Raw genomic sequence first — 23,918 nt, 5'->3', positions numbered from 1 at the left:
GGAAAACACGATTCTATACCAAAAAAATGAGTTCGATCAACACCTCTGTCGATGAGTTCAACGCCACCGTCCAGGGACACCGGGATGGCCATGGTTTTCTGCAACGTGATGACGGCGAATCCGACGTCTACCTGCCCGCCAACGAGATGCGCGCCGTGCTGCACAAGGACCGCGTCAGGGCACGTATCGTGCGGCACGACCGCAAGGGGCGCCCCGAAGGCAAGGTGGTGGAGATACTGGAGCGTCCGCCGCAGCCCATCATCGGCCGCCTGCTGCAGGAAAGCGGCGTCTGGGTGGTGGCGCCCGAGGACAAGCGTTATGGCCAGGACGTCCTGATCAACAAGGCCGGCATCGGGGAGGCCAAGACGGGCCAGGTGGTCGTGGTCGAACTGACCGAGCCACCGGCCCTGTACGGCCAGCCGGTCGGACGGGTGGTCGAGGTGCTGGGTGAAGTCGACGACGCCGGCATGGAAATCGAGATCGCGGTGCGCAAGTACGGTGTGCCGCACGAGTTCTCGGACGCCTGCCTGGCCGCGGCCAAGGCCCTGCCCGAAAAGGTGCGTGCGCAAGACAGGCGCGACCGGATCGACCTGCGCGACGTGCCCCTGGTCACCATCGACGGTGAAGACGCGCGCGACTTCGACGATGCCGTGTACTGCGAACCGGCGAAGGTGGGTCGCAGCAAGGGATGGCGCCTGCTGGTGGCCATTGCCGACGTCAGCCACTACGTGAAGACCGGCGAGGCCATCGACATCGACGCCTACGACCGAGCCACCAGCGTCTACTTTCCGCGCCGGGTCATCCCGATGCTGCCGGAGAAGCTTTCGAACGGCCTGTGTTCGCTCAACCCGGAGGTCGAGCGCCTGTGCATGGTCTGCGACATGCTCGTCACTGCCAAGGGCGAGGTGCACGCCTATCAGTTCTACCCGGCGGTGATGTACAGCCACGCCCGGTTCACCTATACCGAGGTGGCCGCCATCCTTTCGAACACACGCGGGCCCGAGGCTGCCAAACGCAAGGACAGGGTGGGCGACCTGCTCAACCTGGCCGATGTGTATCGGGCATTGCTGGGTGCACGTGGCGTGCGTGGTGCCGTCGATTTCGAGACCACCGAAACCCAGATCGTCTGCGACGAGAACGGTCGTATCGAGAAAATCGTGCCACGCACCCGCAACGAGGCGCACCGGGTCATCGAAGAGGCCATGCTGGCAGCCAATGTCTGCAGCGCAGATTTCATCCTGCAGGGCAAACAACCCGGGCTTTACCGTGTGCACGAGGGCCCGACCATCGAGAAAAAGGAGATCCTGCGCAGCTATCTCAAGGCGATGGGCGTGGGCATGACGATCAGCGACGAGCCGACGCCCGGCGAGTTCCAGGCCATCGCCCAGGCGACCAAGGAGCGGCCCGACGCGCAGCAGATCCACAACATGCTGCTGCGCTCCATGCAGCAGGCCATCTACACGCCGTTCAACAGCGGGCATTTCGGTCTGGCGTACGAGGCCTACACCCACTTCACCAGCCCGATCCGCCGTTATCCGGACCTGCTGGTCCATCGGGTGATCAAGGCCATCCTTGGTCATTCGAAATACCAGTTGCCCACGCTGCCGACGCCGGGCGAGGCCCATGCCAAGCTGGCCAAACGCCTGGCGCAGCGTGTCAAGGCGCCGTCGCAGAAGCCGATGCAGGTGGTCGGTACACCCAAGGACATGCAGGCCTGGGAAGCCGCCGGCCTGCATTGCAGCGCCAACGAGCGACGTGCTGACGAGGCCAGCCGGGACGTCGAGGCCTGGCTCAAGTGCAAATACATGCGCGAACACCTCGGCGAGGAATTCGGCGGTGTGGTCACGGCGGCCACCACCTTCGGTATCTTCGTCACGCTCGACGCGATGTATGTCGAGGGCCTGGTGCACATCACCGAACTGGGTGGCGAATATTTCCGTTTCGACGAGGCGCGCCAGGAGTTGCGGGGCGAGCGAACCGGCATTCGTTATGCCGTCGGCACCCGGGTGCGGGTGCAGGTGAGCCGCGTCGACCTGGACGGCCGCAAGATCGACTTCCGCCTGGTGCGTGAGGGCGAGGACCTTCCCGTCCGCCCGCAACCCCGCGAAAAGGGCGGCCGTGAATCGCCGGTCATGCCTCCCGCTGGTGGCATCGAAAAACGCAGCGCGCCTGCCAAGACCGGAAAGCCGGCAAAGGGCGCCAAGGCTGCCAACGTTTCGAAAGCCGCCAAGTCGTCCAGGCCCCGCCAGATCGAGCTGGGATCCGAATCCGGCATGTCGCCCATCCAGGCGCTGAAGGCCGGCGTCAAGAAGGCCGCCAGCGGTGCCAAGGGGCGCCAGCGCAAGCCGCGTCGTTGAGCGAATCCGGCTTACGTTCTTTCTTTCTTTCTTCCATTTCAAAAAAGAGACTTTTTCCATGCAGACATCGGATTCATCCAAGCCCGCCCGTATCGCCGTCGTCACCGGTGCCGGCAGCGGTGTCGGCCGTGCGGCGGCGCTGGCCTTGTTGAAGGACGGCTGGAGCGTTGCGCTGGCGGGCCGTCGGCCGGAACCGCTGGACGAGGTGATTGCTGAAAGCGGTGCTGGTGACCGCGCGTTGGCCGTGCCCACCGACGTCTCGTCGCAGCCTTCGGTGGTGGCCTTGTTCGATGCGGTTGTCGCGCGGTTCGGGCGGGTCGACCTGTTGTTCAATAACGCCGGCGTGGGCAATCCGCCGGGCCCGTTCGAGGACTGGACACCCGAGCAGTGGCAGGGCGTGGTCGGCATCAACCTGAACGGCATGTTCTATTGCATACAGCAGGCGTTCCGCGCCATGCGAGACCAATCGCCGCGCGGTGGTCGCATCATCAACAACGGCTCCATCTCGGCCCCTACGCCGCGACCCAACTCGATGGCTTACACGGCCACCAAACATGCAGTCGCGGGCCTGACCAAGACCGGCGCCCTGGACGGCCGCAAGTACGACATAGCGGTCGGCCAGATCGACATCGGCAATGCCGGCACGCCGCTCGCGTCGCGCATGGCCAAGGGTGTGCCGCAAGCCAACGGCGAGATCGCTCCCGAGCCGCTGATGGATGTCGCGCTGGTGGGCAGCTCGCTGCTCTACATGGCCAACCTGCCGCTGGAAGCCAACGTGTTGTTCCACACGGTGATGGCCACCAAGATGCCGTTCGTCGGTCGCGGCTGAATACACCGTTTCCGCAGGCGTTTGCTGCGCGATCCCAGCCTTTGTTTCGGCTGGGCGCGGCCTGTTGACGGAGATTGCCCCGAGCCTCGCGTTTCGGCTCGGGCGATCGTCGGGAGACAAGGTTCCGGGTTGGATTTTTCAACCAACAGGAATCTCAATGCTCAATCAAGTTTTTTCCAGCGGCGTCCCGAAACTCATACGAATCGGCATTCCGACAGAAAGCTCCGATTCGGATGACGGCAGCGAGCATCCTGCAGAGCGGAGCGACCGCCCGGATCAAACGAGACAGGCCTCGGTGGTCTCGTCCAGGGCTACTCACCATCCTTCCACCAGCCGCATGAGCAGCCGCTACGGCTCTGGCCAGTCCGAGGGTTTGCTGGCATCGCTTCAGGAGTCGTCCAGAGGCACGGCATCCGGGGCGGCATCCGTCGATAAGGGTGAGGATCGTGCGCATCGGTGGAACTTCAGCTTTCTGCCGATCGACTCTCCGCCGGCCGCTGCTTCCGGGTACGGCACGCCGTCTGCCGTCCAGTCGGCACGGGCCGCGTCTTCGGTGCCTCCGAGGTCTAGCGTCGGCACGGTCAATCACGGCGGCGGCACCACCGCCCAGCTCACCCGGTTCGGTGCTGCCTCGAAGCCGGACACCGGCGGATCCGGCAAGGGTCCCGGGAGCCGCTCGGGTCTGTTGCGGTCCTTGTTGCCCAGCAGGTTTTCGGGTTCGACTGCGACCCGTGCCGCGCCGGCCGATCCGGTTTTCATCCGCAGCCATCTGGTCTCCGTCCCGGAAGAGGCATCGGCGGCAGCCCAGGCGAAATACCAGCTGCTGGTCGACCATCACGGTCTGGAACGGACACAGCGTATGGTGGGGACCGCCGCTGCGCTGGGTCGAAAGAGCTTCGACGAAGCCGTCGACGTGGTGATGGACCGGACGAAATACCGTATGTGCGCCCGGCCGGGCGACCCCATGAGGCCTGCGCCGTCGGCGCCCGCGCCGGTGGTGGCTCCGGTTCCCAGGCCTCGCACCACAGCGAGCGGACCCAGCATGTTGAACCGCGTCAGGCAGGCGTTCGGCGCCGACCTCTATCACCGTGTTCCGTCCGCTTCGCAGGTGCGTGCCTGGAACGAGCGGCTGGAACGTGCGGAAGAGGCCGCACGCCTTTCGAAAAAGGCGCCGATGCGCGGTTCGGATCCCGGCCAACGGGACGAGCGAGAGCAGCCCGGTTCATGATCGGAACTCCTCCACCGGTCCGTCCTCGCAAGAGCCTGCTCAAGATACCGCCGCCGGTGCATCCGCGCACCGTTTTCCACCCGGAGCCGCTGACCGGTGACTCCCTGCCGGACCGGCCCGGCCCATGGCTGCAACATCCGAACCTGTGCAATCTGCCGACCGGTCGCACCGCGTTGCCGAAATGCTTCACTTCGGAAAGCAATGGTGTGAGCGATCACCGCAGTGACCGTGTGGCCCCGCTTTCCACGGACCGCAATCACATCACTTTTGCGCTGGAGCCGTCACTGGAGACGCGGGTGCTTGCAAAGGACATGGCCGTCGGCACCATGTTCGACGCCCATTCTCCGGTTGCCGGGCATGGGGACCACCTGGCCGGCGGTGGACGGGACCTGGACGAAGCGATCCACACGCTCGGGGTGAAGCTGTTCACCGGTGTCTACTATTTTCTTGCTGGCGGCGAGGCGGCCGGCATGGCGGACATCCTGCGCCACGTCGATCTGGAGGCAGTGGCCCGGCACCTGCTTGGGCAGGCGTGTCGTGGCCAGACCACCAGGCGCCTCGCGATACGGGGGCACAAGCTGGTGTTCAGCCGCGGGCCCGACCCCAAGCTGGTCCAGGCGATTGCCGGATTTCTGCGCCTGGTTCCCACCTTCCCGGACCAGGGCGGCATCGACCGCTATCTGCGTCAGTGCAACGCCGGCATGGAGCGGGGCGATCAACTCACGATGGAGCGGCTGAAGGCCATCTGCGCAGTTCCGCACTTCGTCGCACTGCAGGCGCGGGCATGGAAAAGCGACTGTGCGGATCACGAACTGCCGACGCTGTTCCGCACGACGACGCCCTTCGCATCCACTACTTTCGGCCCAAAGCAGCTTGCCAACGGTCAGTCGGTCAGCCAGAACCAGTTGCCGATCGTCCTTTCGGAGCTGTTCTTCAACCTGAAGCTGCAGCGGCTGTCGGCCCGGGAATGGTTTGTCGTGCTGGGCCTGCTGCAGGAGCGCTTGCTGGCCCTGCACATCACCGGCGCGCTGGCACTGCCGAAGGAGCAGACGCCGATTGCCGCGGAATTTCTGGAGGCGGTGCTGCAGCGCATGCAGGCAGCCTGCTCCGAGGCTCCGGACGGGGATATACGCGCTGGCCTGGATGGCGCCATCGAGCAGGTGATCTCCGAAAAATTCCCGGCCATCCAGCAGGAGCTTTGGCAGCGCTACGACCTCGACCGAGAGCCCGAAGAGGACTTGGGCATTCCGCTCGGCCGCTACGGCAATCACGAACGTGACCTGGATCGGGCTCGCCGCCTTCGCAAGCTCCAGGCGCGGCGGGTGCAGTTCGTATCGAAGGATTCTTTGTGGGCGACCGTCGGCGAATGGATGCGTATTTTTCTGGAATGCGCCAGCGGATCGGTCGAGGTTTCCGCCGCATGCATCGCACGCCATGACGACACGCAGGGCGTGCGTGTGGCCTTCGGCGACTTCCTGCTGCGTTTCCGCGATGTTGCGACAGCCACGCGGGAAATGCGGCCGCCGGACCATGTACCGGTCGTGCATCCGGACCCCAAGACCGGCGCCTGCGACCGTTACCTGTATCTCAGTCCGCTGGTCGCCTGGCATTTCCTGCGAAAGGCCTGCGGCGACGCGGACGTGGATCCGGCGATTTCCGAAATTTTTGAACAACTGCGTGGGGTTTCCGGGATGGAAGGGCGGCGAGGCGACTTCAGTTTCGAGCAGAGTCTGTTTGACCTGTCGCTCGCCGAATTGCGCAAGAACGCCAACTTCATCGACCAGGATCGTTTGTTTGCAGAGTTGGCTTCGTGCCGACTCAACCTGCAGGCCGCCCGGGTCACGCGGCCAGTCTTCCAGCGCCGGGTTCTGGCCTTGCTCAAGGAGTGGGAAAAACGGGCGGATTTCCGGCCGAGTTTCGACGAGGAATTCTTTCTGCAGCAAGAGAACCAGGATGCCGTGGTGTGGGGCGTGCCCGGAGCCCGGCTGGATCGGGACAGGTTCATTCCCACGCCGGAAACATCGGCCGACGGGTCGCAGTCCGGCGACTGGGACGCCCGCACCGATCTCGACCCGATCAGGCGGCTCAACGTCGTGCACCGGGCTTTGCAGCGTGAATTGGCGAGCGACTCGAAATCGCCAGGCAGCCCGGATGGCTCCGGCTTGCCGGACGATGACCCCGCCAGCTGCATGGCGAGAGGCCAACTGCTGGATGCCATCCGCCTGGAGGCGTTCACCAGGATCCGGGGCAGACTGCCGGACTAGCGGGCGGGAGCCTGGCGAGCCAGGCCGTTCGCGGTCAGCGGTGCATGTTCGGGCCAGTCGTCTGCCAGCTGGCCGTGGCGGAAAACTGCGTCGCACACCGCTTCGAAAGTGGCGGCCGTCGTTGGTGTGTCGCGCGGATTCAGGGCCGCCAGGCTCGCGCCGATCATGCCGGCAAGCACATCACCGGTGCCGGCGGTGGCAAGGCGGCCATTGCCGCTGGGGTTGACGGCAGAAATGCAGTCCGGCGCGGCGACCACCGTGCCCGAGCCCTTCAAAATCACCACGCAGGCAAAACGACCGGCCAACTGCCGGGCGGCGGCCAGGCGGTCGGCCTGCACCGTGGCGGTATCGGTTGCCAGCAGCCGGGCGGCTTCGAGCGGGTGGGGCGTCAGCACGGTGATGCATTGGCGCCCGGCGCGGGCCGCCAGGGATCGCTGGAGGGCCTTGTCGGCTGCGATGTGGTTCAGTGCATCGGCATCGAGCACCAGGCGCGGTGCCGACTGAATCACGCGTGGCAGCCATTCCAGAACTGCTTCGCCGCCACCGCAGCCGCAGACCAGCGTGCCCGCGCCCAGGTCGAGCGCCTCGGGAGTGCGCAACATCAGTTCGGGTTGCGAAGGATCTGCCGTCAACCGGTGGACGTCGTCCAGCAGGGCCACCAGCACCCTGCCTGCGCCCGCGTGCAGCGCCGCCGTGCCTGCCAGCAGCGCGGCACCGCTCATGCCCATGCCGCGCCGGTCGATGCCTTCGCCACCCAGGATGGCGACATCCCCGAAGGTGCCCTTATGCGAAGCGTGGCTGCGAGCGGACGGTCCGGGCCGGCCGCTCAGCACGGCGTCCGGCTGACGGTCGCTGCGGGCGATGCCCAGTTCGTCTAACCAGACAGAACCTGCCGCGTCACGGCCCTGTGCGGTGAACAACCCGGGTTTGAGGGTCAGCAGCGCCAGCGTGTGACGTGGAGACCTCGGCGGGCCTGCCGGCGTCAGGCCCTCGGCGTATTGGCCGGTGTCGCCGTTCAGGCCGGACGGCAGGTCGACACAGAGCACGGGGCAGGGCGCTCGGTGCATGGCGTCCAGCAGGGCGCGAATCCATCCGGTCGCCGGGCGATTGCCGCTGCCGGTGCCGATCCCGAGCACGGCGTCGATATACAGGTCGCCCGCGCCGACCTCGTCGGGAGGCGCGATGACAAATGCGACGCCCGCCTGTCGCGCACGTTGCAAGGCCCGGCGGGCGTCGGGCGGAAGACCGACGCTTTCACCACCGAACACCACGGTCACGGTGACTCCCGAAAGTCGCAGTTGTGCAGCCGCCTCTAAACCGTCGCCGCCGTTGTTGCCGGGCCCGCATGCGACCCATATGTGCCCGGCATCCGGGGCCAGGGCGCGTGCCAGGCGGGCGACCGATGCGCCGGCGCAGGTCATCAGGGCGTGCGGCGCCAGGTCTGCGGCCGCTTGCGTTTCCAGCCGGCGGGTGGATGCAATGCCGAACAAGGGTTGCACATGTCGGAAGTCGATACGGGTTGTCATGGGGGAATGCTACAATCTCGCGGTTTCGCCAAACACTGTCTCTTGAGAGGCGGTGCTGTCGATTCAATCGCAAACCGGGTCAACCAAGGTGTCGCGATGCATTCAATAGGCTTTTCGCCAGGTGCATCGGGATGACGGCCCGGATTTCAGACCCAACCTTCGAGGTAAATATCATGTCCGTCACCATGCGCGAAATGCTGGAAGCCGGTGTCCACTTTGGTCACCAAACCCGCTTCTGGAACCCCAAGATGGCCCCGTACATCTTCGGCCATCGCAACAAGATTCACATCATCAACCTGGAAAAGACGCTGCCGCTGTTCCAGGAAGCTGAGAAGTTCGTCAAGCAACTGGCTGCCAACCGCGGCACCATCCTGTTCGTCGGCACCAAGCGTCAAGCTCGTGAGCTGCTGTCGGCCGAAGCCCAACGTGCCGGCGTTCCTTACGTCGACCAGCGCTGGCTCGGCGGCATGCTGACCAACTTCAAGACCGTCAAGACCTCGATCAAGCGTCTGAAGGACCTGAAGGCCCAGCAAGAAACCGGCCTGGCCGCGCTGAGCAAGAAGGAGCAACTGACCTTCTCGCGCGAAATCGCCAAGCTGGAAAAAGACATCGGCGGCATCCAGGACATGGCGACCCTGCCGGACGCCATCTTCGTGATCGACGTCGGCTACCACAAGATCGCCATCTCGGAAGCCAAGAAGCTGGGCATTCCGCTGATCGGCGTGGTTGACTCCAATCACTCGCCCGAAGGCATCGACTACGTCATTCCTGGCAACGACGACTCGGCCAAGGCCGTGGCGCTGTACGCCAAGGGCATCGCCGACGCAGTCCTGGAAGGCCGTGCAAGCTCCAACGAAGTCGTCAAGACTGCCGCTGGCGCCACCGAAGCTGCCGACGAATTCGTCGAAGTCCAAGAGGGTGCTGCCGCCTAAGCGCGTCGCACCGTCGCCGCTCTGGCGTACGAAAAGGGGCCTCATCGCCCCTTTTTTTTAGCCGGTTCGCAGGTGACACCCTGAAAACTGAACTGAACTGCATACGGAGAATGAACTGATGGCTGCAATTACCGCAAGCATGGTCGCCGAGCTGCGCGCCAAGACCGACGCCCCCATGATGGAGTGCAAGAAGGCACTGACCGAAGCCGAAGGCGACCTGGCCAAGGCTGAAGAACTGTTGCGTGTCAAGCTGGGTACCAAGGCTGGCAAGGCCGCATCCCGCATCACCGCCGAAGGCGTTGTTTCCAGCTTCATCGAAGGCACCAGCGGTGGTCTGATCGAAGTCAACAGCGAAACCGACTTCGTCAGCAAGAACGACAGCTTCATGGCACTGGCCAAGGCTGCCGCCGAACTGGTCGCCAAGCACAATCCGGCCGATGTCGCCGCACTGGGTGCGCTGGCCTACGAACAAGACGGCTTCGGCCCGACCCTGGAAGACGTGCGCAAGGGCCTGATCGGAAAGATCGGCGAAAACATGTCGTTCCGCCGCTTCCAGAACTTCAGCGGTACCCAGCTGGCAACCTACCTGCACGGCGCCCGCATCGGTGTGGTGGTGTCGTTCGAAGGCAGCGAAGTCGCTGCCAAGGACGTGGCCATGCACATCGCCGCCATGAAACCCGTCGCCCTGACCAGCGCCGACGTGCCTGCCGACCTGATCGAAAAGGAACGTTCGGTCGCTGCAGCCAAGGCCGCTGAAGACAAGGCCAAGGCCGAAGCCGAAGGCAAGCCTGTGCAGTCCGACGAAATCGTTGCGAAGCGCATCGAAGGCGGCGTTCAGAAGTTCCTGAAGGAAGTCTCGCTGTTCAATCAGGTCTTCGTGAAGGCCGCTGACGGCAAACAGACCGTCGAGCAGATGCTGAAGGCCGCCAACACCACCATCAAGGGCTTCACCCTCTACGTGGTCGGTGAAGGCATCGAGAAGAAGGTCGACGACTTCGCGGCCGAAGTCGCCGCGCAGGTCGCAGCCGCCAAGGCAGCTGCCTGATAGCGTCACGCACGGCCGGTCCCCGCTTGCCGGGGGTCGGCCGTCGTTTTATCCAGTCCCGCATTTTTTAGTTCCAGGAGCCACCATGTCAGATACCCCGTCGCCAGCCCTCAAGCGAATCCTGCTCAAGCTGTCCGGCGAGGCCCTGATGGGTGACGACGCCTTCGGCATCAACCAGGCGACCATCGTCCGTATGGTGCAAGAGGTGGCCGAAGTCTCGCGTCTGGGTGTCCAGGTGGCGGTGGTGATCGGTGGCGGCAACATCTTCCGCGGTGTCGCGGGTGGTGCGGTCGGCATGGATCGGGCCACGGCCGACTACATGGGCATGCTGGCCACGGTGATGAACGCCCTGGCACTGGCCGATGCGATGGACAAGCAGGGCCTGACCGCACGTGTCATGTCGGCCATCGCCATCGAGCAGGTGGTCGAGCCCTATGTGCGTCCAAAGGCGCTTCAGTACCTCGAAGAAGGCAAGGTTGTCGTGTTCGCCGCGGGCACCGGCAACCCCTTCTTCACCACCGATACGGCCGCGGCCCTGCGGGGTGCCGAAATCGGCGCCGAACTGGTGCTGAAGGCCACCAAGGTCGACGGTGTCTACACCGCCGATCCACACAAGGACCCCACCGCCACCCGGTATGCCCGCATCAGTTTCGACGACGCCATGTCGCAGAATCTGGGCATTATGGACGCCACCGCTTTCGCCCTGTGCCGTGACCAGAAGCTGCCGATCCGCGTCTTCTCGATCATCAAGCACGGTGCGCTCAAGCGGGTGGTGATGGGTGAAGACGAAGGCACGCTGGTGCACGCCTGAACTGTCGGAGAAGTTAGATGACCATTGCCGATATCAAGAAGACCATTGAAGGCAAGATGGACCAGTCCATCGCCGCCTTCCAGCACAACCTGACCAAGATCCGTACCGGCCGCGCCAATCCGGCGATGCTCGACTCGGTGCAGGTCGACTACTACGGCTCGCCCGTGCCGCTGAGCCAGGTGGCCAACCTGTCGCTCATCGACTCGCGCACCATCAGTGTCCAGCCCTGGGAAAAGGGCATGGGGCCGAAGATCGAGAAAGCCATCCGTGAAAGCGACCTCGGCCTGAACCCGGCCTCGATGGGCGACCTGATCCGCGTGCCGGTTCCGGCCATGAGTGAAGAGCGTCGCAAGGAAATGACCAAGCAGGTCCGGTCCGAAGGCGAAAACGCCAAGATCGCCATCCGCAACCTGCGCCGCGACGCCAACGAATCGGTCAAGAAACTGGTCAAGGACAAGGCGGCGTCCGAAGACGAACAGAAACGTGCAGAAGCCGACGTGCAGAAGGTCACCGACCGCCATATCGTCGACATCGACAAGCTGGTCGTCGCCAAGGAACAGGAAATCATGGCGGTCTGACGCTCCGTCGTCGCTCGTCGATCGCCATGGGCGAGAGTCTCGTTCCCCAGCACATCGCCATCGTCATGGATGGCAACGGACGCTGGGCGACCAAACGGTTTTTGCCCCGTTTCGCCGGACATCGCCAGGGTGTCGAAGCCTTGCGCAGGTGCATCGATGCCTGCATGGCGCGCGAAGTCGCGGTGCTCACCGTCTTCGCCTTTTCATCCGAGAACTGGAAGCGCCCGGCCGACGAGGTCGGTGCGCTTTTCGAACTCATGGCCAAGGCGCTGGCGCGCGAGGTGCCGCGGCTTCACCAGAACGGCGTCCGCCTGTTCTTCGTGGGTGACCGTGCAGCACTGTCGTCGCGAGTCGCCCAGGGTTTCCATGACGCCGAAGCCCTGACGGCAGGCAACGCCGGCCTGACCCTCAACATCTGCTTCAACTATGGTGGCCGTTGGGACATCGTGCAGGCCGCCCAGGCCTTGGCCGAGCGTGGCGAGGCCATTTCCGAACAAAGCCTTGCGCGCTGTCTTTCCATGGCGCACGTGGCGGACCCCGACCTGCTCATCCGCACCGGCGGCGAGCAGCGCATCAGCAATTTCCTTCTGTGGCAGTGTGCCTATGCCGAGCTGTTCTTCAGCGACCGGTTGTGGCCCGATTTCGACCAGGCGGCGCTGGACGAAGCCATCGCTGCCTACCGCCAGCGTGAACGGCGTTACGGCGGTGCGCCGGTGATAGCGCCGTCATCGCCGGCATCTCCGCCATCGGCATTGCGGGCATCCTGACGCCTGAATCATTCAAGGAAATCACATGCTCAAGCAGCGCATTCTTACCGCGGTCGTATTGCTCGCCATCATCCTGTCGGCGCTGATCGTGCCGTCGCCGCTGCCTTTCTGTGCGGTAGCGGTCGCGGCCATCGCCGCGGCGTCGTGGGAGTGGGGGCGTCTCAACGGTTGCAAGGACGCCAGCGCGCTGCTGATCGCCATCATCAGCCTGGTGGCCTGTGTGTTTGCCTGGCAGCTGGGTTTGATGGCGCGGCCGATGCCGGTGCTGTGGGCGTTCGTCGGCGGAGCCTGGGTGCTGATCGGCGGCTGGATGCTGCGCCGTGGCGTGGCAGGCTGGGCACAGGTGCCGCGTGCGCTGCGCCTGGTCGGCGGGGTGATCGCCCTGCTGCTGGCCTGGCTGGCCATTGCACAGGCGCGCTTCGTCGGCACCAACTTTTTGCTGTCGGTCATGGTGCTGGTCTGGGTGGCCGACATCACCGCTTATTTTGCCGGCCGCGCTTTCGGCCTGCGTTTCACCAAATCCAAGCTGGCGCCGTCCATCAGTCCCGGCAAGAGCTGGGAAGGCGTTTGGGGTGGCATGGTCGGTGTGCTGGTCATGGCCGGTGTGTGGATCTGGGCCGACCGTGCCTACGGTCTGTCGCCCGTCAGCCTGTACAGCCTGCTGGCTGCGCGCGGCCTGTGGCTGCTGGTGCCTGCCGTGATCTTCCTGGCGGCCATGAGCGTGGTGGGTGACCTGGTCGAATCGCTGGTCAAACGCAGCGCCGGCGCCAAGGACAGCAGCCAGTTGCTGCCCGGCCACGGTGGCGTGCTGGACCGCATCGACGCACTGCTGCCGGCGGTGCCGCTGGCCATGATGCTGGCGACGGCGGTGGGGCTGTGAACGCGGCACGCCAGCGGCTGGCGGTTCTGGGGGCAACTGGTTCCATCGGCGCCAGCACGCTCGACGTGGTGGCGCGCCATCCGGAGCGCTTCGAGGTGTACGCCCTGTGCGCAGGCAGCCGGATCGACGCGCTGTTCGAGCTGTGCCGGCAGTTTCGTCCCGCCTATGCGGCAATGGCCACCGAAGCCCATGCCGCGGCGCTGCGCGAAAAGCTCGCCGCCCACGGCATTGCCACACAGGTGCTGAGCGGCAATGCAGGCGTGGAGGAGATCGCCGCGCATCCGCAAGTCGACGTGGTGATGGCGGCCATCGTAGGCGCCGCAGGCCTGGGGCCTTGCCTGGCGGCGGCACGTGCCGGCAAACGCCTGCTGCTGGCCAACAAGGAGGCCATCGTCGTCGGCGGCCGTTTCTTCATGGATGCGGTGGCGGCCGGCGGGGCAACCCTGCTGCCCATCGACAGCGAACATTCGGCCATCTTCCAATCGCTGCCCGACGATGCGTCCAGCTGGGACCGGCGGGTCGAAAAAATCATCCTGACCGCTTCGGGCGGGCCGTTCCGCAGCCGTGATCCGGCCAGCCTGAAGGCCGTCACGCCGGAAGAGGCCTGCGCGCATCCCAACTGGTCCATGGGTCGCAAGATCTCGGTGGACTCGGCCACCATGATGAACAAGGCGCTCGAGGTGATCGAGGCCCGGCATCTGTTCGGCCTGCCTTCGGGGCGGATCGAGGTGGTGATCCACCCGCAAAGCATCGTGCATTCACTGGTGCAATACCGCGACGGTTCGCTGGTGGCGCAACTCGGCCTGCCCGACATGCGGGTACCCATCGCCTATGGACTGGCCTGGCCCGAACGCATCGAAAGCGGTACGCCGCGCCTCGATTTTTCCAAGGTCGCGGCGATGACCTTCGAGCAGCCGTCCGCCGAGCGTTTTCCGGGGCTTCAACTTGCATGGGAAGCACTCGAAGGTCCGGACGGAAGCACAGCGGTGCTCAACGCAGCCAACGAGGTTGCAGTGCAGGCTTTCCTCGACGGCCGCATCCGCTTCGACCAGATCCACGCGGTGAACCTGCAGGCGCTCGAAGCCGTCGCGACCAATGAACCGGCTTCGCTGGAAGCATTGCTCGACCTGGATGCCCGTGCGCGTCTTCGGGCCGAAGGCAGCGTTCGCAGCCTGTCCGCAGCACAATGATGTCACCGGCCCGTCGCGGGTCTTCACAGGATTTCCGCCCATGCTGATGACCGTCGCCGCCTTTCTTGTGGCACTGGCCTTGCTGATCGCCGTGCACGAATACGGCCACTACCGCATGGCGCGGGCCTGCGGTGTGAAGGTGCTGCGGTTTTCCATCGGTTTCGGCAAGACCATCTTCCGTTTCCAGAAACCTGGCTCGCCGACCGAGTTCGCTATCGGCCTGCTGCCGCTCGGCGGCTACGTGAAGATGCTCGACGAACGCGAGGGCCCGGTGGACCCGTCCGAACGTCACCTGGCCTTCAACAACCAGACGGTGGGCAAACGTGCGGCCATCGTTGCGGCCGGCCCGGCTGCCAATCTGCTGCTGGCGGTGCTGCTGTACGCGGTGGTCAACTGGATCGGCCTGGACGAACCACGGGCTCTGCTGGCCCAGCCGCTGCCGGCATCGATTGCCGCCAAGGCCGGTTTGCGTGGCGGTGAAGAAGTCGTGGCCGCGGCGGAGCAGGGCAGCGGGCCGTCGCGGGTCCGGTCCTTCGACGACCTGCACTGGACGCTGACGCGCGCTGCCCTCGACGGCCATGCGGTGTCGCTGGACATCCGGACGACAGACGGCGCAATCCGGCGTGTCGAGTTGCCGCTGGATCAGCTGAACGCCCGGGAAGCCGACATCCAGATGGTGCGGGAAATCGGCCTGCTCGGTCCGCTCACGGTGCCGCTGGTCGGCGACGTGCAGGCCGGCGGCGCGGCCGCTGCGGGCGGACTGCAAAAGGGCGACATCGTGCGCCGCATCGGCGACGTGGCCATCACCGACGGCGCCCAACTGCGCGACCGTATCCGGGCCTCGGTGCGCGACGGCAAGGCGCTGACCCAGACCTGGCAGGTCGAGCGGGCCGGCGTGCTGCGCGACCTGACGGTGACACCTGCGGTCGTGACCGAAGGCAAGACGACTTTCGGTCGCATCGGCGCTTTCGTCGGCGGGCCGCCTGAAATGCTGCGAGTGCGCTACGGCGTGGTCGAAGGGCTTTGGCGCAGCGTCGTCAAGACCTGGGAGGTCTCGGCGCTCAGCCTGCGCATGATGGGCCGCATGGTCACCGGACAGGCCTCTCTGAAGAACCTCAGCGGCCCGCTGACGATTGCCGACTATGCGGGCAAGTCGGCCAGCATGGGGTTTGTGCAATACCTGATTTTTCTGGCGCTGATCAGCGTCAGCCTGGGTGTGCTCAACCTGTTGCCCCTTCCCGTGCTGGACGGCGGCCACCTGGTTTTCTATGCATGGGAAGTCATGACCGGAAAAGGGGTGTCCGAGGCGTGGCTGAGTTACCTCCAGCGCGGCGGTGTCGCCGTCCTGCTGCTGGGCATGTCCATCGCTCTCTACAACGACGTGAGCCGCATCTTTGGTTAATGCGCCCATGCGTCCGTACACCGCCGAATGCGGTGTTCCCCTGCACATTTACCTCTTGTTCTCCGACATCGCGGCAGGCCTGTCATCCGCCTCCGTCATAATCTTGCGTTGGCCGCGACCGGCTTGCGGTCGCAGGCAAATTTTCATTTCGCGTACATGAAGCAAAAACTCTTCGGTTTCCGGCTTCGAGCCGTCTCGGCAGTCGCCGCAATGGTCTTCGCAGCGCAGGCCGCCTGGGCCATCGATCCCTTCACGCTGGGCGACATCCGTGTCGAAGGCCTGCAGCGGGTCGAACCCGGCACCGTTTTCGCATCCCTGCCTTTCCGGGTCGGCGACAACTACAACGACGAAAAAGGCTCCGGCGCCATCCGTTCGCTGTTCGCCCTGGGCCTGTTCAAGGACGTGCGCCTCGAAGCCCGCGGCAACGTGCTGACGGTCATCGTCGAAGAACGTCCCACGGTGGCCGGCATCGATTTCGCCGGCGCCAAGGAGTTCGACAAGGACACCCTCAAGAAGGCCATGCGCGATATCGGCCTGACTGAAGGCCGTCCCTTCGACAAGGCCCTGGCAGACCGCGCCGAGCAGGAACTCAAGCGCCAGTACGTCAACCGCAGCCTCTACGGTGCCGAAGTCGTCACCACGGTCACGCCCATCGAGCGCAACCGGGTCAACCTGACCTTCACCGTGACCGAGGGCGAGCCCGCCCGCATCAAGGACATCCGCATCACCGGCAACAAGGCGTTCAGCGAATCCACGCTGAAGGGCCAGTTCGACCTGGATACCGGCGGCTGGCTGAGCTGGTACACCAAGTCCGACCGTTATGCCCGTGCCAAGCTCAACGCCGACCTGGAAACCTTGCGCTCGTACTACCTGCAGCGCGGCTACATGGAATTCCGCGTCGACTCCACGCAGGTCGCCATCTCGCCGAACAAGCAGGACATCAGCGTCACCATCAACGTGACCGAAGGTCAGCGTTACGTGGTGTCGGGTGTCAAGCTCGAAGGCAACTACCTCGGTCGTGAGGAGGAGTTCAAATCGCTGGTCAAGATCGTGCCCGGCGAGCCCTACAACGCCGACGAGGTCGCGCAGACCACCAAGGCCTTCACCGACTATTTCAGCGCATTCGGTTTCGCCTTTGCACGTGTCGAGCCGGTGCCGGAGGTGGACCGTGCCAACAACCGCGTGGCACTGGTGCTGCAGGCCGAACCTTCGCGCCGCGCGTATGTCCGCCGCATTTCCATCGCCGGCAACAACCGCACGCGGGACGAAGTCATCCGCCGCGAATTCCGCCAGTTCGAGTCGAGCTGGTTCAACGGAGACAAGATCAAGCTGTCGCGCGACCGCGTCGACCGCCTGGGCTATTTCAGCTCGGTCGAAGTCGAGACGCAGGACGTGGCGGGTTCGCCCGACCAGGTCGACGTGCTGATCAACGTCATCGAGAAACCCACTGGCAGCCTGTCGCTGGGGGCCGGTTTCTCCAGCGCCGAAAAGGTCGCGCTGACATTCGGCATCAAGCAGGAAAACGTCTTCGGTACCGGCAACTACCTGGGCATCGACGTCAACACCAGCAAGTACAACCGCGCCATCGTGCTGAGCACGACCAATCCGTACTTCACGCCGGACGGCATCTCGCGCACCTTCGACGTCTATCACCGGTCATCGCGGCCTTACCAGGACCAGGGCGGCAACTATCGCCTGCTGACTTCCGGCGCCAGCATGCGTTTCGGTGTGCCGTTCAGTGAAACCGACACCGTGTTCTTCGGTGCCGGCGCGGAGCGGACCGAAATCAAGGCCGGTACCAACATTCCGGCCAGCTACCTCGCCTATGCGGAACGGGTCGGCTACGTCAGTTATTCGGTTCCGCTGACCGTCGGCTGGTCGCGTGACAGCCGAGACAGCGCCCTTTCGCCCAGCACTGGCCGTTTCCAGCGGTTCAACTCCGAACTCGGAGTGGCCGGCGATGCACGCTACGTGCGCGGCAACTACCAGTTCCAGCAGTATTACCCCATCACCAAGAAGTACACGCTGGCGCTCAACAGCGAATTGGGTGCGGGCAAGGGACTGAACGGCCTGCCGTTCCCCATCTTCAAGAACTTCTATTCGGGCGGCCTGGGCTCCGTCCGTGGTTTCGAGCAGGGAACGCTGGGCCCGCGGGACGTGACCGGCGCTTCCATCGGCGGTGCCAAGAAGATCACGTTGAACGCCGAAGTCTCCGCTCCGTTCCCCGGAGCCGGCAACGACCGCACGCTGCGGGTCTTCGGTTTCACGGACGTCGGCAACGTGTACGGCGAAAACCAGAAGTTCGATTTTGGTGAAATGCGCGCCTCGGTCGGCCTGGGCCTGAGCTGGGTATCCCCGGTGGGCCCGCTGCGTATTGCCATCGCCAACCCGGTCCGCAAGGAACCGGGCGATAGAATCCAAAAATTCCAATTCCAGATCGGAAGCTCTTTCTAATGAACGCTCTCATCCGCCAAGGCGCCCTCGGTGTCCTGCTCGCGGCAGCAGCCTGCGCGGCGCCTGCCCAGGCAGACGATTTCCGTGTCGGCTTCGTCAATACAGACCGCATCTTCCGCGAGGCGACCGCAGCCAAGGCCGCCCAGTCCAAGCTGGAGCAAGAGTTCTCCAAGCGCGAAAAAGAAGTGCTGGACCAGGGCAACGCCCTGAAGGCAGCTTCCGACAAGTTCGAAAAAGACGCGCCCACGCTGCCAGATGCCCAGCGCACATCGCGTCAGCGGGCGCTGGTCGAGCAAGACCGCGACTTCCAGCGCAAGCGCCGTGAATTCCAGGAAGACCTGAATTCCCGCAAGAACGAAGAACTTCAGCAAGTGCTCGAACGCGCCAACCGTGTGGTCAAGCAGGTCGCCGAAACCGAAAAGTACGACGTCATCCTCCAGGAAGCCGTCTATATCAACCCCAAGTACGACATCACCGACCGCGTGATCAAGGCGCTGAACAGCGGCCCGGCTCCGGCTGCCAAGTAATCGGTGTCGTCCAGTCCCGGCATCGCCGGCAATGAGAGCCGCAAGGCCGTCGCATTGCCCTTGTCCAGCATCGTCGCCCAACTCGGCGGCGATCTGCGCGGTGCCCGTGACCTGGCTGTTAGCGGCATATCGCCGCTCGAAACCGCCGAGCAGGCCGACATCGCCTTTCTCAGCCATCCCAGATACGCCCAGCAATTGGCCGCTTCGCGTGCCGGCTGTGTCATCGTGGCACCGGCTTTCGCCGAAGCCGCGCTGAGCCGTGGTGCGGGTGTGGCCTGCATCGTTACCGAATCTCCCTATGTCTATTTCGCCCGGCTGACCCAGCTGTGGAAGCGTCATCTCGGCCGCGGCCGACCGACCGGCATTCACCCGACTGCCGTGGTCGATGCGGCCGCGAACGTGCATCCTGGCGCGTCCATCGGTCCCATGTGCGTGATCGAGCGGGGCGCTTCGGTCGGCGCCGGGACCGTGCTTTCGGCTCGTGTCACTCTGGGCGAGGACTGCAGCATCGGCGAACGTTGCATTGTGCATTCGGGTGTGGTCATCGGTGCAGACGGCTTCGGTTTTGCGCAACAGCAGGGCGAGTGGATCAAGATCGAGCAGCTGGGCGCGGTCCGCGTCGGCAACGATGTCGAGATCGGGGCGAACAGCTGCATAGACCGCGGGGCGCTCGACGACACCGTGATCGAGGACGGCGTCAAGATCGACAACCTGGTGCAGATCGCCCACAACGTCCGCATCGGGCGCCACAGTGCGCTGGCCGGCAATGCGGGAGTCGCAGGCAGTGCCGTCATCGGCGCCTATTGCACCGTGGGCGGCGGCGCGGTGGTGCTCGGTCACCTCACGCTGGCCGACCACGTGCACATATCGGCGGCATCCGTGGTGATGCGCTCGATACGCCAGCCGGGCCAGTACAGCGGCGTGTTTCCAATCGATGACAATAAGAGCTGGGAGAAAAACGCGGCCACGCTGCGGCAACTCCACAGTCTGCGCGACCGCATCAAGGCGCTCGAGCAGGTCTATTCCCAGAACACCCAGAACAACGAATCCTGAATCCCATGTTGGACATTCACCAGATCCTCAAGCAGTTGCCCCACCGTTACCCCATCCTGCTGGTGGACCGGGTGACCGAGATCGAAAAGGGCAAACGTATCGTCGCGCTCAAGAACGTGACGATCAACGAGCCTTTCTTCACCGGCCACTTCCCGCACCGCCCCGTCATGCCGGGTGTGCTGATCCTGGAAGCCATGGCTCAGGCCGCCGCGTTGCTGTCGTTCGATACGCTGGGTGTCACGCCCGACGACAAGACGGTGTATTACTTCGCAGGCATCGACGGCGCACGTTTCAAGCGGCCGGTCGAGCCGGGCGACCAACTGGTGATGGAAGTCACGCTGGAGCGCATGAAGGCCGGCATCTTCAAGTTCAAGGGCATCAGCCGCGTAGCTGGCGAACTGGCTTGCGAGGCAGAGCTGATGTGCACCATGCGCACCATTGCCTGACGCATCCGATGCGTCTGGCGAGGAGTTCTTGTTGAGTAGTTCCATCCATCCGACGGCCATTGTCGCGCCTGGAGCGCAGATCGATCCCTCGGCCGAGATCGGCCCCTACACCGTGATCGGCCCGAACGTGAAGATCGGTGCGGGCACGACGGTCGGCGCGCATTGCGTGATCGACGGCCACACCACCATCGGTCGCGACAACCGCATTTTTCAGTTCAATTCGCTGGGTGCGGTTCCGCAGGACAAGAAGTACGCGGGCGAGCCGTGCGAACTGATCATCGGCGACCGCAACACCATCCGCGAGTTCTGCACCTTCAACATCGGTTCGCCCGGTGGTCTGGCGGTCACCCGGGTGGGCAACGACAACTGGATCATGGCCTACGTGCACCTCGCACATGACGTGATCGTGGGCAACCACACCATTTTCGCCAACAACTCGCAGCTGGCCGGTCATGTGGAAGTGGGTGACTGGGTGATCCTAGGCGGCTTCACCGTCGTGCATCAGTTCGTGCGGATCGGCGCACATGGCATGACCGCCATGTGTTCGCTGCTGTTCGCCGACCAGCCGCCGTTCGTCATGAGCCAGGGCCAGCCGGCCGGCGCGCGTTCGATGAACTTCGAAGGCCTGCGCCGGCGTGGTTTTTCGGCCGACCGCATTGCCGGCGTGAAGGCCATGCACAAGGCCTTGTACCGCGACGGCCTGACGCTGGAAGACGCGCAGGAACGCATCGCCGAATTGCCTGCACGGTTCGCCGGGTCGCAGCCCGATGTCGACATGATGCTGGGCTTCCTGAGCGACGTGGCGCCCACCCGCGGCATCGTCCGGTAGTCTGATGAACGATCAGACACCGGCGCCACTTTCGGTCGCGCTGGTCGCGGGCGAGACTTCGGGTGACCTGCTCGCCGGCCTGCTGCTCGACGGCCTCAAGGCGCGCTGGCCCGAGATGTCGAGCTATGGCATCGGCGGCCCGCAAATGGCTAAACGTGGTTTCAGTGCTTGGTGGCCGAGCGACAAACTGGCCGTCCGCGGCTATGTCGAGGTGCTGCGGCACTACCGTGAGATCGTCGGCATCCGACGCCAGCTGCGCGACCGTTTGCTGGCCGACAAACCCAGAGTCTTCATCGGCGTGGACGCGCCCGATTTCAACCTCGACCTGGAGGCCGATCTGCGTGCCGCAGGCGTTCCCTGTGTGCATTTCGTCGCACCGTCCGTCTGGGCATGGCGGCCCCAGAGGGTCGAGAAGATCAGGCGCAGCACGGACCACGTGCTGTGCATCTTTCCGTTCGAGCCCGAGCTTCTGGCTCGTCATGGCATCGCCGCCACCTATGTCGGCCATCCGCTGGCCAACGTGATCCCGCTGGTGCCCGATCGTGCTGCGGCGCGTGCCGCACTGGGTTTGCCCGACGGCGCGCCGCTGCTGGCGGTGCTGCCCGGCAGCCGGGCTTCCGAGGTCCAGTATCTGGCCCCGCGGTTCTTCGAGGCCTGCAGGCTGCTGCGTGCAGAGCGGCCCGACATGCGCTTCGTGGTGCCGGCGATTCCGGCCTTGCGCGAACGTATCGTCCGGGCCGCTGCCGGCGCAGGCATGGCCGACGCCGTTCAGATCGTCGAAGGCCGCTCGCATGCGGTGCTGGCCGCATGCGACGCCACGCTGATCGCCAGCGGTACCGCCACCCTCGAAGCCGCGCTGTTCAAGCGCCCGATGGTCATCGCGTACAACATGCACTGGCTGTCCTGGAAGCTGATGGCGCCCAAGCGCCTCCAGCCCTGGGTCGGACTGCCCAATATCCTGTGCCGCGACTTCGTCGTGCCCGAATTGCTGCAGGACCAGGCCACGCCCCGCGCAATGGCCGACGCGGTGCTTGATTGGTGGGCAAACCCTGAGAAAATGACCGCCCTCACAGATCGATTTACAGCGTTGCACCACGAATTGCTGCGCGACACGCCCGCCCTCTGCGCAGATGCCGTCCAAAAAGTCCTCGAAGCCTGAGCAGTCCTCGCTGCTGTGGGATGTCCCCGGCCTGGTGGCGGGCGTGGACGAGGCCGGCCGCGGCCCGCTGGCCGGGCCGGTGGTCGCCGCGGCGGTCATTCTCGACCACCCCAGCCGCATCGCCGGCCTCGCCGACTCCAAGGTGCTGACCGCGCTGCAACGCGACCGGCTGCACGACCAGATCCGGGAGCGTGCCCTGTGTTGCGCCATCGGCATGGCCAGCGTCGAAGAGATCGACAGCCTCAACATCCTGCAGGCCACCATGCTGGCCATGCGCCGGGCGGTGATGGGCCTGCGGCTCAAGCCGGCCAAGGTGCTGGTGGATGGAAACCGCCTGCCCACGCTCGACGTGCTGGCCGAGGCCATCGTGAAGGGTGATGCGCTGGTGCAATCGATCTCGGCCGCGTCCATCCTGGCCAAGGTGCATCGCGACCGGCTTTGCCAGGATCTCGACCTGCAATACCCGCATTACGGCTTCGCCAGACACAAGGGATACGGCACCGCTGAACACCTGGCCGCATTGCGGCAGCACGGCGCCAGCGAACACCACCGCCGTTCGTTCGCGCCCGTGGCCGCGGTGCATCTGGCGCCCCGTGCGCCGCTGCCCCAGGCGTTTCCCGCTCTCATGCCACTGGATTCACAGGACGACCCCTTGCTCAAACCCGTCATTCCGCCTGTGCGTCGCCGCCGCCTGGCGCGTGCTGCATGAACGAAGGCCCGATCCAGATCGCCTCGCGCGACAACCCGCTGGTGCGTGAGCTGCGCAAGCTGGCCCAGGACAACAATGCCTATCGCAAGGTCGGCAAGGTGTGGATCGAGGGTGACCATCTCGCGCGTGCTGCGCTGGCACGCGGATGGAAGCCGGCCATCGGTGTCTTCGGAGAAAGCGCGTGGCCGCGTTTCCGGGGGGAGTTCAGCTTGGCGGCCGGTCGCAACGTGATCGTGGCCGACGCCTTGCTGGGTGATATCAGCAGCCTGGAATCCCCCGCGCCGATGGGTTTCGTCATGGACCTGCCGGTGGTGCCGGTCGTCGATGCCACCATGGCTTCGGTAGTGCTCGACCGGGTGCAGGACGCCGGCAATGTGGGCTCCATCATCCGCAGCGCAGCCGCCTTCGGTTTCGGCCAGATCCTGGCCATCAAGGGCACCGCGGCGCTGTGGGCGCCGAAAGTGTTGCGGGCCGGCATGGGTGCGCATTTCGGTCTCAAGCTGGTCGAGGGCCTGGCAGTGGAGGACATCGCCCAGCTGAAGGTTCCGGTGCTGGCCACCAGTTCGCATGCCGGTGACCTTCTGCACCGCGCATCCTTTTCCTGGCCCTGCGCCTGGTTGCTGGGTCACGAAGGGCAGGGGGTTTCATCCGCGCTGGAGGCGTTGGCGGCACAACATATCCGCATCGCGCAGCCAGGCGGTGAGGAGTCGCTGAATGTCGCCGCCGCCGCCGCCATCTGCCTTCACGCCAGCGGCGCCGCCCGCTGACGAACCGCCCGTTCGACATGACGCCGTCATGCATGTCGTGCATGGATGAATGCGCCTGGAGGCTTTGGGGCATCGGTTCGGTGCGGCTATAATCGGGGGCTTTTCTTAATCGCGTCGCCCCGCCGCAGCGAAGCCTCCTCCCTATCGACGAGCAGCCATTTCTGC

21 protein-coding genes are annotated in these 23,918 nt (G+C 64.8%); 19 read left to right on the top strand and 2 right to left on the bottom strand.

Features of this window, described 5'->3' with window-relative positions:
* Window positions 1-26: 26 nt before the first annotated feature.
* Window positions 27-2,357: a ribonuclease R gene (gene rnr / locus AC3ANW_RS13830; RefSeq protein ID WP_488341422.1), complete on the top strand. Its 2,331-nt coding sequence runs from the start codon at window positions 27-29 to the stop codon at window positions 2,355-2,357.
* Window positions 2,358-2,415: 58 nt separating this feature from the next.
* A complete protein-coding gene (locus AC3ANW_RS13825; RefSeq protein ID WP_488341421.1) occupies window positions 2,416-3,186 on the top strand; it encodes an SDR family oxidoreductase in 771 nt (256 codons plus the stop codon).
* Between the two features lie 585 nt (window positions 3,187-3,771).
* On the opposite strand, the gene AC3ANW_RS13820 is transcribed toward AC3ANW_RS13825, so the two are convergent.
* Window positions 3,772-3,945, bottom strand: coding sequence for a hypothetical protein (locus AC3ANW_RS13820; protein ID WP_488341420.1), 174 nt, complete (start codon window positions 3,943-3,945; stop codon window positions 3,772-3,774).
* A 183-nt stretch (window positions 3,946-4,128) separates the two neighbouring features.
* Here AC3ANW_RS13820 and AC3ANW_RS13815 point away from each other — a divergent pair, with 183 nt between their 5' ends.
* A complete protein-coding gene (locus tag AC3ANW_RS13815; RefSeq protein WP_488341419.1) occupies window positions 4,129-6,678 on the top strand; it encodes a hypothetical protein in 2,550 nt (849 codons plus the stop codon).
* Here AC3ANW_RS13815 and AC3ANW_RS13810 read toward each other — a convergent pair.
* Window positions 6,675-8,204 (bottom strand): NAD(P)H-hydrate dehydratase, encoded by a 1,530-nt coding sequence (locus tag AC3ANW_RS13810; RefSeq protein ID WP_488341418.1) that lies wholly within the window; start codon window positions 8,202-8,204, stop codon window positions 6,675-6,677. The genes AC3ANW_RS13815 and AC3ANW_RS13810 overlap by 4 nt on opposite strands.
* A 173-nt stretch (window positions 8,205-8,377) precedes the next feature.
* On the opposite strand from AC3ANW_RS13810, the gene rpsB reads away from it, so the two are divergent.
* The 16 genes from rpsB to AC3ANW_RS13730 all read left to right on the top strand — a co-directional run bounded on the left by rpsB (window position 8,378) and on the right by AC3ANW_RS13730 (window position 23,753).
* On the top strand, window positions 8,378-9,136 hold the full coding sequence (gene rpsB / locus AC3ANW_RS13805) for a 30S ribosomal protein S2 (protein ID WP_488341417.1): 759 nt from the start codon (window positions 8,378-8,380) through the stop codon (window positions 9,134-9,136).
* 118 nt (window positions 9,137-9,254) lie between these two features.
* Complete coding sequence (gene tsf, locus AC3ANW_RS13800; protein WP_488341416.1) at window positions 9,255-10,181, top strand: translation elongation factor Ts; 927 nt, start codon at window positions 9,255-9,257, stop codon at window positions 10,179-10,181.
* An 85-nt stretch (window positions 10,182-10,266) separates the two neighbouring features.
* Window positions 10,267-10,992, top strand: a complete 726-nt coding sequence (pyrH, locus tag AC3ANW_RS13795) for a UMP kinase (RefSeq protein ID WP_488341415.1) — start codon at window positions 10,267-10,269, stop codon at window positions 10,990-10,992.
* Between the two features lie 17 nt (window positions 10,993-11,009).
* Complete coding sequence (frr, locus tag AC3ANW_RS13790; RefSeq protein ID WP_488341414.1) at window positions 11,010-11,570, top strand: ribosome recycling factor; 561 nt, start codon at window positions 11,010-11,012, stop codon at window positions 11,568-11,570.
* A 26-nt stretch (window positions 11,571-11,596) separates the two neighbouring features.
* On the top strand, window positions 11,597-12,337 hold the full coding sequence (gene uppS, locus AC3ANW_RS13785; protein WP_488341413.1) for a polyprenyl diphosphate synthase: 741 nt from the start codon (window positions 11,597-11,599) through the stop codon (window positions 12,335-12,337).
* A 25-nt stretch (window positions 12,338-12,362) separates the two neighbouring features.
* Window positions 12,363-13,217, top strand: coding sequence for a phosphatidate cytidylyltransferase (locus AC3ANW_RS13780; RefSeq protein WP_488341412.1), 855 nt, complete (start codon window positions 12,363-12,365; stop codon window positions 13,215-13,217).
* Complete coding sequence (gene ispC / locus AC3ANW_RS13775; RefSeq protein ID WP_488341411.1) at window positions 13,214-14,407, top strand: 1-deoxy-D-xylulose-5-phosphate reductoisomerase; 1,194 nt, start codon at window positions 13,214-13,216, stop codon at window positions 14,405-14,407. Before AC3ANW_RS13780 ends, ispC begins: the two co-directional genes overlap by 4 nt.
* Before the next feature lie 40 nt (window positions 14,408-14,447).
* Window positions 14,448-15,809, top strand: coding sequence for an RIP metalloprotease RseP (gene rseP / locus AC3ANW_RS13770; protein ID WP_488341410.1), 1,362 nt, complete (start codon window positions 14,448-14,450; stop codon window positions 15,807-15,809).
* 156 nt (window positions 15,810-15,965) lie between these two features.
* A complete protein-coding gene (gene bamA / locus AC3ANW_RS13765; protein WP_488341409.1) occupies window positions 15,966-18,263 on the top strand; it encodes an outer membrane protein assembly factor BamA in 2,298 nt (765 codons plus the stop codon).
* Window positions 18,263-18,790 (top strand): OmpH/Skp family outer membrane protein, encoded by a 528-nt coding sequence (locus tag AC3ANW_RS13760; protein ID WP_488341408.1) that lies wholly within the window; start codon window positions 18,263-18,265, stop codon window positions 18,788-18,790. The genes bamA and AC3ANW_RS13760 overlap by 1 nt, the downstream gene beginning before the upstream one ends.
* 3 nt (window positions 18,791-18,793) lie before the next feature.
* Window positions 18,794-19,843: a UDP-3-O-(3-hydroxymyristoyl)glucosamine N-acyltransferase gene (gene lpxD / locus AC3ANW_RS13755; RefSeq protein ID WP_488341407.1), complete on the top strand. Its 1,050-nt coding sequence runs from the start codon at window positions 18,794-18,796 to the stop codon at window positions 19,841-19,843.
* Window positions 19,844-19,848: 5 nt separating this feature from the next.
* A complete protein-coding gene (gene fabZ, locus AC3ANW_RS13750) occupies window positions 19,849-20,289 on the top strand; it encodes a 3-hydroxyacyl-ACP dehydratase FabZ (RefSeq protein WP_488341406.1) in 441 nt (146 codons plus the stop codon).
* 31 nt (window positions 20,290-20,320) lie between these two features.
* Window positions 20,321-21,118 (top strand): acyl-ACP--UDP-N-acetylglucosamine O-acyltransferase, encoded by a 798-nt coding sequence (gene lpxA, locus AC3ANW_RS13745; protein WP_488341405.1) that lies wholly within the window; start codon window positions 20,321-20,323, stop codon window positions 21,116-21,118.
* A gap of 4 nt (window positions 21,119-21,122) precedes the next feature.
* Window positions 21,123-22,277, top strand: coding sequence for a lipid-A-disaccharide synthase (gene lpxB / locus AC3ANW_RS13740; protein ID WP_488341404.1), 1,155 nt, complete (start codon window positions 21,123-21,125; stop codon window positions 22,275-22,277).
* Window positions 22,249-22,986 carry a ribonuclease HII gene (gene rnhB / locus AC3ANW_RS13735; protein ID WP_488341403.1) on the top strand — a complete coding sequence of 246 codons (738 nt, stop codon included), beginning with the start codon at window positions 22,249-22,251 and terminating at the stop codon, window positions 22,984-22,986. The genes lpxB and rnhB overlap by 29 nt, the downstream gene beginning before the upstream one ends.
* Window positions 22,983-23,753 (top strand): TrmH family RNA methyltransferase, encoded by a 771-nt coding sequence (locus tag AC3ANW_RS13730; protein ID WP_488341402.1) that lies wholly within the window; start codon window positions 22,983-22,985, stop codon window positions 23,751-23,753. The genes rnhB and AC3ANW_RS13730 overlap by 4 nt, the downstream gene beginning before the upstream one ends.
* The last annotated feature ends 165 nt before the right edge of the window (window positions 23,754-23,918 follow it).

Source organism: Xylophilus sp. PBN-3R, assembly GCF_057747805.1.
This window is presented reverse-complemented; position numbering and strand designations above follow the sequence as displayed.